This is a genomic window from Pseudomonas sp. PS01298 (assembly GCF_029959745.1).
GTDB lineage: Bacteria > Pseudomonadota > Gammaproteobacteria > Pseudomonadales > Pseudomonadaceae > Aquipseudomonas > Aquipseudomonas aylmerensis.
Genome location: NZ_JASCPP010000075.1, coordinates 25,008 through 35,342 on the forward strand (window position 1 = coordinate 25,008; position 10,335 = coordinate 35,342).

The window sequence follows — 10,335 nt, forward strand, 5'->3', positions numbered from 1 at the left end:
CGCTGAAAACAAAAATGCCCCGTATCTTTCGATACGGGGCATTTTTTATTGCGCGGATGAATCAGTCATCGCGGCTCATGATGCCGAAGATCTGCAACAGGCTGATAAACAGGTTGTAGATCGACACATACAGGCTGATGGTCGCCATGATGTAGTTGCGCTCACCGCCGTGGATGATGGCGCTGGTCTGGAACAGGATGCACACCGAGGAGAACAGCACAAAACCTGCGCTGATCGCCAGTTGCAGGCCGCTGATCTGGAAGAACATGCTGGCGAGCACGGCGGCCAGCAGTACGAAGAAGCCCGCGGTGATGAAGCCACCCAGGAAGCTCATGTCCTTGCGGGTAATCAGCACGTAGGCCGACAGACCACCAAACACCAGGGCCGTCATGGCAAACGCCGAGCTGACCACTTCCGCGCCGCCGGCCATGCCGAGGTAACGGTTGAGGATCGGGCCGAGGATAAAGCCCATGAAACCGGTCAAGGCAAACGCCGACACCAGGCCCCAGGCCGAGTCACGCAGCTTGTTGGTCAGGAAGAACAGACCGTAGAAGCCGATCAGCACGACAAAGATGTTCGGGTAGCCGACGCGCATCTGTTGGGCCACGAACGCCATCACGCCGCTGAAGGCGAGGGTGAGGGCGAGCAAGCCATAGGTGTTGCGCAACACGCGGCTGACTTCAAGCTGCTCAGCCTGCGCGTTACCATTCACTGCGTAATTCTGTTCGCGCATGGCGACACTCCTTCGGTTTTGAAACGTTCAGTCGCAAAGATCATAACAGACGCTCTGTAACAAGCGATGGCGAGAGTTTGACAGTGTGTTTCATTCGGGTATTATGGCGCCCGCTGAGACGGGATAGGCTACTATAATCCTGTGATGCACAAGGGAAATTGGCAGAGTGGTTGAATGCACCGGTCTTGAAAACCGGCGGACGTTAATAGCGTCTCCAGGGTTCGAATCCCTGGTTTCCCGCCAAGATTCAAACGAAAGCCCCGCAATGCGGGGCTTTTGTGTTTCTGGCGGTTGGCGGCTCTTTTAGTTAAAGCCCCGATCGTTTGCGCATCGTCTCAGGCAGTTTCCGCAACGCGATGTCAGCGGGTCGGTTTCAGGGTCTCCCCAGCATGTCTGCACCGGGCCGGGATTTAATCTGTAGAGCTCTTCGCAAGCTCCACTGCGGCGGTGATGGCTGCTCTGGCTTGAGGGCTGTTCTTCCAGCAAGTCGAGCCTAATGCCTCGGATGCTCGCGCCAGAATGTCACCCACATCTGATTTTCGAAGTTCGGCGAGCGATTCGATACCCATTTGCTCAAGTCGAGTAATTACCGTTGGCCCTATACCTTTGAGTGCGAGCAGAGCGGTTCTTTCATCCAATGAAAACGGCACTGTAAATTCTTTTTTTACCGATGAGTCCACGTGAGTGTGCCCGACGCTAGAGAGTGCCTCAATAGGCCGGTATCCTCGTTTTAAGGAGGATGGATTGGCTTTTTTGGCTTGGATACTCAGGACCTGTGGGTGGCGAAACCCCAAACGCAGTTGCAGTTATCTTCTCTATGGAAGCTTGTAAGGGCTTCATTTTGACCGACAGACTCACACTCCATAAATTGGGTGAGGCGCTCAGAAACTCGCGGTGAGCCATCTATTATTGGATGGCTCAGTTTTAAAAGCCTGGGGGGATATACCCAGGTACGTAAGGGACGTTCGTGCACTTGCCATGGAGGATGCGCCCATCCTCGATTCTAAAAAGTACGATTTTTTTGGCTTTGTTGACCGTCGCCTCAAGTTTGCAGGAAGAGCTGTGTCCGACCGTTTGATAATGTTCCGTGTACACCATGCCATTGCCCGTGTGGTTCATCGAGGTTCCTGCTGCTTCAGTATTGGTCCAACTTGAGGACTTATACCAAGTCAGTACCGCTAGCGCCTCGCCGTTCGGGCCTGTTTGCTTTTTCATTGAATCGGGCTTGCCAAATAAATCCAGTGCCTCTTGGAGGTCTCGCCCTTCCCAGCGGGACTGGGCAATGGTGCTACAACCATTCAAAAGCAGTACTGATGAAATGACCATCCCCAGCAACACTGCTTTAGCCAACTTTTCCATCCCGACGCCCTCTGTCTCGCTAAAAGTAAAAAACTACATCTGATGTCTGTATTGGGGATTAGCGGATACTTACCCATCGCGATGCCCGTTCAAGTTGACGCGCTGCCGACCCGTTAGTGTCCATCGGCCTCAGCGTGCAGATCGGTTGCTATTTATTGCCAAGTATGGAGTCCAGGTCTTCCATCATCTGACTTTTCTCGCGGATGGGCGCCAGCTTAAAGAACATCTGCTGGGTAATATTAATCATCTGCATATATTCCATCTTGCCCATCGCAATCATATCTTTGCTCTTCGGCGAGCAAACGAATTCAGCACTGCGCTGGACCCAGGGGTCTTTCACGTCCTGCCATTTTTCCGATACTTTCAAGTGCCGTAGGCTACCCATGCGCGAGACAGATTGACCATTGATAAATCGAAACTTATGCGTTGGGCACTGGACCTCCATGTTGTAGACATCAATCATGGGCTTGCCCAGTTCTTCATAAACTAAAGTAACGGCGACTAACTGGGCTCCCTTGGTTTTTTTAGAGGGCGTCACGGAAGTTCGATCTGCGACATAGGTCACATTCTTGCCGGGCGCGCCATCCCCGTAGATGATCCACCAATCTCCGGTGGGACTTGAGTCATTGGCCCATGCGCAAGTAAACACTGATAGGAGCGCAACCAATAGGAGACGACGTTGATTGATCCCAGAATAAAAAGACATCTGCTGTTCAACTCCTTGAACTTGCGAAGTGGCTATCTAAGGGGTCAAGAAGCTAGCATCATGATGGGGGCAGTAACATAGAACAGATGTGCTAGTGGCATGTTGATACCTAGGGGGGACGGATGCGCCGATCACATCCTTTTGGCCAAGGCATCTACGCAGCCCCAGAACCCTGGCCGCCGGCAGGCGAAGTTTCCAAATCGCACTACAGCGCGCCTGATCTATCGCTTTCAACAGTGCCAAAGGTGGACGGATACACATGAAAAAGCCCGCATTCGCGGGCCTTTTTCACTGCGTGTTACGGACTACTTGAACAACCCGCCAATGGCGTTGATTGCATCCGCCGCCTTGTTGACGTTCTGCTGGCGTTGCGGGTTGGTGTCGACCTGCGCCTGGGCGTTGTAGGTAGAGTTGCTGCAGCTTTTGTTGGTTTGCGTGAGCGCCGCCTGGTAAGCGGTTGCGCGCAAGGTGTCGCCCTTGGCATTGGCGGCATTGGTTTTTGCCTGCAGGTCGCGAACCTGTTGCTGGCAGGAGGCACTGTTGCTGTTATTGGCGTTGACGGTGCTGTTGTTGGCACCACCGAGGGCAGACGACAGCGCACCCGTGAGGGCACTCAGGTCGGCGGCATGGGCGGGCAGGGTGAACAGGCTGAACAGGGCGGCGGCGGGTGCGAGTTTGGAAAGACGCATGGCAAACCTCAATGTTTTATTGCCTGCGCAACGCAGAAGTCCCGAGCTGGCGCAGAACAATATCCGTATAAGAGGTGCGCCCGGGCGGGAAAAATACTATTGGGTCGGTTATTGGCCTTCAACGCTGAAGTTCCATAAGTGTGAATCCTTTCACGTTGTACACGACGCATGGCTGCAGGAGTGTCATTACGCCACTATCTATAGAAGGCTCCTGTGATTGCCTTATCAAATCGGAGAAAGTTCTCCTCGCAGTGACGGAGTCGTTTGAAGTTTGATGTCTGAAAAGGGTTTCGCCTTCATCCGAGGAACCCCGGCAATTTATCTAAACCAAGGCTCCCGAGCCCCGCGACGCTGAAGTGGTGTCTGCGCTTGCCCGGGGCTGGTTTGAGTCTAGCGCCACCGGGCAGTCTTCAACGGGGCCTGCGGTTGGCGTGCATGTTCTTAGCATCCTTTGGACCGCACTACGCGCCAGTTTGCCTGGCGGGCGTAATCGGCGCGATTCCAGGTAAACGGCAACAGCCCTCCATGCCGCATCTGCAGCAGAGTTAAAAGGCAGTCACGCACTGCTCAGCAGAAAAGCTGAGCCACCGAAAGCAAGCAAATTACCTGAACAAAGATTTGAGCTCTAATGGGGTGTTTCATCGCCGCGACCCTCCAGTACAGTTGCTGTTAAGAGAGAGATGGGTGTTGTCAATCTTCCTTGGCTCGCCAAAGTCACTCGCAACTGTTCCTCTGAGTATAGTGCCTGCGCCGAATTCTTCACGTTTGATCCCCAGTCATACGGTTTACAACTATCTGCCGGCCTCTATTGCACTTTTTTGCATTTTTCCTATCTATCTTTGTCGCAGCCCCGCCGATCCCCCGCGCGGGGCATGAGAACCAGATCGGGTGCCGATGGATCGCACGTTACTGTTATTCAAGATTCGATGGAGGCGCCAGCCACTGTGGCTGGCGGCAGTGTTAATGCTCTGTGTTGGCGGGTGTACGCAGCAGCAAGGGCAAGATATCGCCAAGCAGTTCAGCAATGGTAAACCCGATGAGTTTTTCCAGACGAGTGTCGATCGCATGGCCACCCTGGGCATGCGCGACAACTTGCAGAGCCTGTATTTGCTGATGAACAAGCTCTACCTGCGCAACCCCAACCAGTGGCGCCAGTCGGGTTACCCGGATGCGGTGAGCGCCGCGCGGGAAATTCGCCAGGCCATTGAGCAGCGTCGCTCACTGCCGGCCCTTGGCGACCGCCGCGATTTGGCCGCGTTGAGTTATTCGCTGAGTCCGGAGTTCAAAGGCGACCGGGTCGGCGCCTTTATCTATGCCATCGGCAGCATGATTGTGACGGCCCACGGTGGCCGCACCGAGTTCTACATCACCGACTCGATCAACCCGCAGTTCGTCAGCAACGCCGCGCGCAATATCGAAAAGGCCACCTGGCTGCTCGGCAAGCGTCAGGATGCGAATGGCGTGCTGCTGCTGTTTTCCAACGAAATTTCGGAGGAGGGTAGCAACCTGAGCTTCGCCGTGGAGTTCGGCAAAATCGTCGCGCGCCTCGACCTGTTGACCCAGATGCTGGATGAACGCTACCGGCGCATTGGGCTCAATTACGCGCAGAGCCTGTTGCTGATGAATTTCCTGCCGGTGCAGTGATGCATTTCGTCGGCGTGGATTTAAGCCTCATCGCCAATGGCCGATGCAGGGGGGAGACCTGTCATGTGAGGAGCGTGTTATCAAACATCTAACCATTGAAGAGCTGGACGCGATCACAGAGATCGAAACCACTTCAAATATCTTGCGACTGACTTCGCGTTTGACCGGAATGCGCTTTTCAGCCATTTCCAAGATGACGGACACGCACTGGGTGGCGTGTGCGGTTCATGACGAGTTGCAGTTCGGGCTGGAGGCCGGCGACGAGTTGCTCGTGGAGGCCACGTTGTGCAACCAGTTACGCGCCAATCGCAAGTCGATCGTCATCGAGCATGCCAGTCGCGACCCGGTATTCTGGGAGCACCCGTTGCCCAAGGAGCATGGCTTCGAGAGCTATATCTCGTTGCCCATCGTGTTCTCCGACGGCACTTTTTTTGGCACCTTGTGCGCGTTGGACGTGTTGCCCAGGCAGTTTGAAAACACCCAAATGCTCGAAATCCTGAGCATCTTTACGCGGCTCATCGGCACTACGCTGGAATTGCAGCGCAGCAGAGCCTGAACCCATCAAGGTGGTTTGCTGGGCTATGTCTCTTTTCTCTGTAGGAAACGGCCTATCTTGCATCCCGCCGCTTGAATCACCCCTCAGTGCGCAATAGCCTCGGACTTTTCCGAAAAAATGAGGCCCTCCCTTGGGTAAGCGAAAAACGGTTTGGCCGACAGACCGCGAAATACGCCTGCGCTTTATGCTCTTTGCCGTGATCGATGCCGCGAGTGTCCAGGGTGTTCCAGCGGAGCTGTTACTGCCCGCGCACGCACTGCTGCAAGGTTCGCCAACCGAAGCGCAGCTGCTGGGTGCCCTGGTTGAAATCCTCGCCGCCGAAGAAATGTACGGGTTCAGGTTTGCGCCGGGATCAGAAGCGCAGGAATTGCTGGACTTACTGGCGCAGCCTAGCGATTGAACGCCGTCGTTAGACCGTTTATTTCCATAAGATTGGACGACATGCCTGGATAGAATATCCATGACGTCGAATTGGCGCGTGTCACGGACATCCGCGACGCGATAACAACGAAATGCCCACCATCACAGCCGGCACAGCTGTCTTGATCGACTAAGCTTCCCTCCGAACATCCGATCCTGCTGCTCTGTCGCCGTCTTGCGCCGCTGCCTGGCGTCTCTAGAATCGGCCCCAGAACTTACTCATTTCCTGTCGATTACGGAGTTTCGAACATGATGAATGCAATGCAGATGCCGATGAACACTTCCATGCCAATGATGCCGATGATGGGCATGCCGATGATGATGGCCACCATGAAATGCGAAATGGCCGCTGACGCCATGATGTGCACCATGAAGCCGGCGGCGGGCATGGACATGGCTCAGTTCAAGACCAACGCCGAAATGATGGCGATGATGATGAACTGCGGCATGCCGATGATGATGCAGTGCGCCAACATGTCGATGATGTGCATGTCCGCCGAGACCATGGCGATGATGTCGGGCATGAATATGCCGATGAACATGCCGATGATGTCGATGGGCATGATGATGCCTATGATGAAGTGCGTGATGGAATGCACCCTGCAGGCTGACGGCATGATGTGCAAAATGATGCCGATGCCGGGCATGAGCATGGACATGATGAAAAACTGCTGCATGCTCATGAATAAAATGATGAACGACTGCGCCATGCCGATGATGATGAGCTGCAACGGCATGCCGATGATGTGCTGCACCTGCTGACAGGTAGCGCAATAAAAAACGCCCCGATGATTCGGGGCGTTTTTTTTGCCGGGATTAATCCAGGCGTTCGGGGTAGGTGATTACCAGGAACGCCACGGCTTCGCTGTCCGCCGGGTTGCGGTAGCGGTGGGGCTGGTCGGCATAGAACAGGATCGAGTCGCCGGTGGAGAGCAGGTAGCGCTCATCGTTGACACTGACCTCCAGCACACCTTGCGCCACGACCAGGTTCTCCTGGATGCCGGGGCCGTGGCCTTCGGAGACTTCCTCGCCAAGCGCACGCAGGCGAATCTCGTAGAACTCCGACTGACGCGCCGTATCGTAGGGAAACAACGCGCGGCTGGTAAACGCGCCGTCGGCACTCACCAGGCGTTTGCTCTGGTGTGCCGGCAGCACCTCGACGCCTTCGAACGCGCGGTCCTCCAGGAACGCCGCGACCGACACCTTCAAGCCCTTGGCGATCTTGCACAGCACCTTGATCGACGGCACGCTGCGCCCGGATTCAATCTGCGCCAGCATCGCCCGACTGACCCCGCACACACGCGCCAGGCCATCCAGTGACAGATGGCGTTTGCTGCGCAAGCGTTGCAGGTTATGCGCGACGCACAAGCTGATCACGTCGTCGTCAACAGTGGGTTTGGGCAGGGGGTCGGGTGGTTCGGGGAGCACGTGCAGGAAATTCATCGGCCTTACGCCCGGCGAGTATCGCTGGACGGCGTCACCTGTGCGGTAAACACCGCCAGCCCGGCACGCGCCGCGTACATCGCCCACATCAGCTCAGCCGCGGCACGCGCCTGGCGGCGTTTGCGGTGAAGCGTGAAGTCGATGACGGTGGCGGATGTTTGCATGGGGGCAGTCTCGTGCGGCGTGGTTGGTTCAGTGGCTCCACAGTAATGCCTGCCGGTTATTTCTTTAAATACTGAGTTTGCATGTGGTAATTCGATTTTGGACTTAACCCATAAATTGGGTCCGACACTGTTGTGGGAAGGGTCTGGTCCGTTAATAAGGCGTGACCTGGCGGGCGCGCCTGCCTTCCCAACACTGTTCGCATGCCAGGCTCAGCCTGCCACGCCCCCGAATTCCAAGGACCTGCCTCGATGCTGCTGCGCCAACCCCCGCTCTTTTTTGCCGCCCTGACCTTAAGTTCGCTGGTGCAGGCCGAAGACCTGCAACTGGCCCCGGTCGAAGTCACCAGCAGCGAGGCGAGTGCTGGTGAAGTCGCCCAGGCACAACTCAAGAGCGTGCCCGGCGGCACCAATTTCATCGACATGAACAGCGTGCAGCAGGGGCGGGTGAGCACCAACGAAGATGTGTTCAAGTACCAGGCTGGGGTGTACGCCAAGGCGGCGAATAATGAAGGGGTGAAACTCTCGATTCGCGGTTCCGGCCTCAATCGCAGCCCGGGTTCGCATGCCTCGGGGCTGTATGAAATGTTCGATGGCTTGCCGCTGACCGGCCCCGGCGGGACCCCCTATGAGCTCAAGGACCCCTTGTGGCAAAGCCGCGTCGAGGTGCTGCGCGGTGCCAATGGCTTTGACCAGGGCGCATTGGCGCTGGGTGGCGCGGTCAATTATGTGACCCGCACCGGCTACGATGCGCCCAAGCTGCAGCTGCGCTATGAGGCCGGCAGCCGTGGCTACGCCCAACGCGAGATCAGCTCCGGGCAAGTGCTGGGAGATGCCGACTACTACATCAGCCTCACCGACTCCGAGTCCGACGGCTACCAACGCCAGAGCGCTGCCACGGGCAAGGGCTTGGCGGCCAACTTCGGCTACCGCTTCAACCCGGACCTGGAAACCCGTTTCTATTTCCGCTACCGCGAAACCACCAACGACACCCCCGGCAAACTTACCCGTGCGCAGATCAGCCACGACCCGCGTGCGGCCAACAGCCTTAACGCCGCCCGCGACTCCAAGCGCCTGCAACCGGGCTCGACCTGGATCGCCAACAAGACCACCCTGCACTTGGACGACAGCTCCCGCGTCGAAGTCGGACTGGCCTACCACGACTATCCGATGGACCTGCGTGAAGGCACCAACCGCCTGAAGGTTGCCTACACCGACATCAGCAGCACCCTCAATTACATCCGCCAGGACACGCTGTTCGGCCACGACAGCACCACCACAGTCGGCCTGCGCACCACCCAGGCGATGCCCAACAACGGCGCGTCGGAATATGTACGCACGCCCGCCGGCAATACGGCCACCTACGCACCCGGAACTAAGACCCGCGACTACAGCTACCTGGGCTCCGACACCGTGCTGCATATCGGCAACGACCTGGAACTGGTCCCGGACCTGTGGCTGACCACCGGCCTGGCGGCGATCTACACCCGCCGCGAAACCCAGGTGACCTACCCCGAAGGCCAGGCGCCGCTGAGCCAGCATGACTGGGACTACGCCCCGCGCATCGGCCTGCGTTATGACTTCACCCCGCAATTGCAGGTATACGGCAACTTGAGCCGTTCGGTCGAGCCGCCGCACGCCTGGTCGATGATCTGGGGTTCCAACAAATACTTCGGCCCAGGCAGCGGCCCGGCTATTGGCCTGCAGCGTGAAGGCGTCAGCTTGAAAAACCAGACCGCGACCACCTTGGAAGTCGGCAGTCGGGGCGAGGCGTGGATCGGCCAGTGGGACCTCGCGCTGTACCGTTCAGAAGTGCGCCACGAGCTGCTCAGTGTGGAAACCCAGGCCCAGACCTCTTCCAGCAATGCCATCATTGCCGAATCCAACGCCAGCCCCACCGTGCACCAGGGCGTAGAGCTGAGCCTGCTCAGCCCGCTATGGGAAGGCGGCCGCAGCGGCCAGGTGGCCCTGCGCCAGGCCTACACCTTCAGTGACTTCCACTACCGCGACGACGACCGTTTCGGCGACAACACCTTGCCGGGCATTCCCAAGCACTACTACCAGGCCCAACTGCGCTACAGCCACCCGACCGGTTTCTACACCAGCCTCAACACCGAGTATTCCTCGCGTGTGGCGGTGGACTACGCCAACTCCTACTACGCCGCGTCCTACACGACTTTGGGGGCGACCTTCGGCTACGACGCGCCCAAGCAGGACTGGCAAGCGTGGGTCGACCTGCGCAACCTCACCAACCGGCGCTACGCCAACACCGTCACCCCCGGCTACGACGACAAAGGCCTGGACACGGCCCGCTCGACCCCGGCAGACGGTCGTGGCATCTACACCGGCGTCTCATGGAGCTGGCGTTAACCCGCCGCGACCGCCCCGCCGTGGTGAGCTTGTCGTGATGAATGGGCTTGTTGTGGCTGCCAGGCTTGTTGTGGAGGTCGAGCTTGTTGTGATGACCGAGCTCATTGTGATGACGGGCTTGGCTTGTTGTGGCTGCCAGGCTTGTTGTGGCGAGCGGGCTTGCCCCGCGTTGGGTGGCGAAGCCGCCCCATTAAGACTCAACGCAATAAACCTGACACTCATCGCCAGCAGTGACAGGGGCTGCTTCGCAGCCC

General features: G+C 57.4%; 12 protein-coding genes and 1 tRNA gene. 6 read left to right on the forward strand and 7 right to left on the reverse strand.

Translation table 11 applies throughout. The features are described 5' to 3' along the window. Nucleotides 1-61 precede the first annotated feature (61 nt). Nucleotides 62-733 carry a Bax inhibitor-1/YccA family protein gene (locus QMX97_RS22390; protein ID WP_065907428.1) on the reverse strand — a complete coding sequence of 224 codons (672 nt, stop codon included), beginning with the start codon at nt 731-733 and terminating at the stop codon, nt 62-64. 152 nt (nt 734-885) lie between these two features. Here QMX97_RS22390 and QMX97_RS22395 point away from each other — a divergent pair. Next, nucleotides 886-976 (forward strand) — tRNA-Ser (locus tag QMX97_RS22395). 167 nt (nt 977-1,143) lie between these two features. Here the strand turns inward: QMX97_RS22395 and QMX97_RS22400 are convergent. From QMX97_RS22400 to QMX97_RS22415, 4 genes are all read right to left on the reverse strand, one after another. After that, nucleotides 1,144-1,383 carry a helix-hairpin-helix domain-containing protein gene (locus QMX97_RS22400; RefSeq protein ID WP_282397638.1) on the reverse strand — a complete coding sequence of 80 codons (240 nt, stop codon included), beginning with the start codon at nt 1,381-1,383 and terminating at the stop codon, nt 1,144-1,146. Nucleotides 1,384-1,657: 274 nt separating this feature from the next. Further along, entirely contained in the window at nt 1,658-2,092 is a 435-nt protein-coding gene (locus QMX97_RS22405; protein WP_065907425.1) for a hypothetical protein, read from the reverse strand. A 148-nt stretch (nt 2,093-2,240) separates the two neighbouring features. Next, complete coding sequence (locus QMX97_RS22410; protein ID WP_201145130.1) at nt 2,241-2,798, reverse strand: hypothetical protein; 558 nt, start codon at nt 2,796-2,798, stop codon at nt 2,241-2,243. Between the two features lie 305 nt (nt 2,799-3,103). Further along, the gene (locus QMX97_RS22415) at nt 3,104-3,487 is read right to left on the reverse strand and encodes a hypothetical protein (protein ID WP_282397635.1); all 384 of its coding nucleotides are present in this window, start codon (nt 3,485-3,487) and stop codon (nt 3,104-3,106) included. 894 nt (nt 3,488-4,381) lie between these two features. Here QMX97_RS22415 and QMX97_RS22420 point away from each other — a divergent pair. From QMX97_RS22420 to QMX97_RS22435, 4 genes are all read left to right on the forward strand, one after another. Further along, on the forward strand, nt 4,382-5,131 hold the full coding sequence (locus tag QMX97_RS22420) for a hypothetical protein (RefSeq protein ID WP_065907416.1): 750 nt from the start codon (nt 4,382-4,384) through the stop codon (nt 5,129-5,131). Nucleotides 5,132-5,174: 43 nt separating this feature from the next. Next, nucleotides 5,175-5,687 (forward strand): GAF domain-containing protein, encoded by a 513-nt coding sequence (locus tag QMX97_RS22425; RefSeq protein ID WP_201145128.1) that lies wholly within the window; start codon nt 5,175-5,177, stop codon nt 5,685-5,687. A 130-nt stretch (nt 5,688-5,817) separates the two neighbouring features. After that, entirely contained in the window at nt 5,818-6,087 is a 270-nt protein-coding gene (locus QMX97_RS22430) for a hypothetical protein (protein ID WP_120448951.1), read from the forward strand. Nucleotides 6,088-6,356: 269 nt separating this feature from the next. Then, nucleotides 6,357-6,869, forward strand: a complete 513-nt coding sequence (locus QMX97_RS22435) for a hypothetical protein (RefSeq protein WP_083221464.1) — start codon at nt 6,357-6,359, stop codon at nt 6,867-6,869. A gap of 54 nt (nt 6,870-6,923) precedes the next feature. Here the strand turns inward: QMX97_RS22435 and QMX97_RS22440 are convergent, their stop codons facing one another. Next, nucleotides 6,924-7,550, reverse strand: a complete 627-nt coding sequence (locus tag QMX97_RS22440; protein ID WP_282397636.1) for an XRE family transcriptional regulator — start codon at nt 7,548-7,550, stop codon at nt 6,924-6,926. A 5-nt stretch (nt 7,551-7,555) separates the two neighbouring features. Next, a complete protein-coding gene (locus QMX97_RS22445) occupies nt 7,556-7,714 on the reverse strand; it encodes a hypothetical protein (RefSeq protein ID WP_162946103.1) in 159 nt (52 codons plus the stop codon). A gap of 249 nt (nt 7,715-7,963) precedes the next feature. Between QMX97_RS22445 and QMX97_RS22450 the strand changes: the two genes are divergently transcribed. Continuing rightward, nucleotides 7,964-10,081 (forward strand): TonB-dependent receptor, encoded by a 2,118-nt coding sequence (locus tag QMX97_RS22450; protein ID WP_282397637.1) that lies wholly within the window; start codon nt 7,964-7,966, stop codon nt 10,079-10,081. Nucleotides 10,082-10,335: the final 254 nt, after the last annotated feature.

Coding starts and splice junctions, on each gene's coding strand:
- QMX97_RS22415 (WP_282397635.1), bottom strand. CDS start 3,487: ATGCGTCTTTCCAAACTCGCACCCGCCGCCGCCCTGTTCAGCCTGTTC.
- QMX97_RS22435 (WP_083221464.1), top strand. CDS start 6,357: ATGATGAATGCAATGCAGATGCCGATGAACACTTCCATGCCAATGATG.
- QMX97_RS22410 (WP_201145130.1), bottom strand. CDS start 2,798: ATGTCTTTTTATTCTGGGATCAATCAACGTCGTCTCCTATTGGTTGCG.
- QMX97_RS22390 (WP_065907428.1), bottom strand. CDS start 733: ATGCGCGAACAGAATTACGCAGTGAATGGTAACGCGCAGGCTGAGCAG.
- QMX97_RS22420 (WP_065907416.1), top strand. CDS start 4,382: ATGGATCGCACGTTACTGTTATTCAAGATTCGATGGAGGCGCCAGCCA.
- QMX97_RS22440 (WP_282397636.1), bottom strand. CDS start 7,550: ATGAATTTCCTGCACGTGCTCCCCGAACCACCCGACCCCCTGCCCAAA.
- QMX97_RS22450 (WP_282397637.1), top strand. CDS start 7,964: ATGCTGCTGCGCCAACCCCCGCTCTTTTTTGCCGCCCTGACCTTAAGT.
- QMX97_RS22425 (WP_201145128.1), top strand. CDS start 5,175: ATGCAGGGGGGAGACCTGTCATGTGAGGAGCGTGTTATCAAACATCTA.
- QMX97_RS22405 (WP_065907425.1), bottom strand. CDS start 2,092: ATGGAAAAGTTGGCTAAAGCAGTGTTGCTGGGGATGGTCATTTCATCA.
- QMX97_RS22445 (WP_162946103.1), bottom strand. CDS start 7,714: ATGCAAACATCCGCCACCGTCATCGACTTCACGCTTCACCGCAAACGC.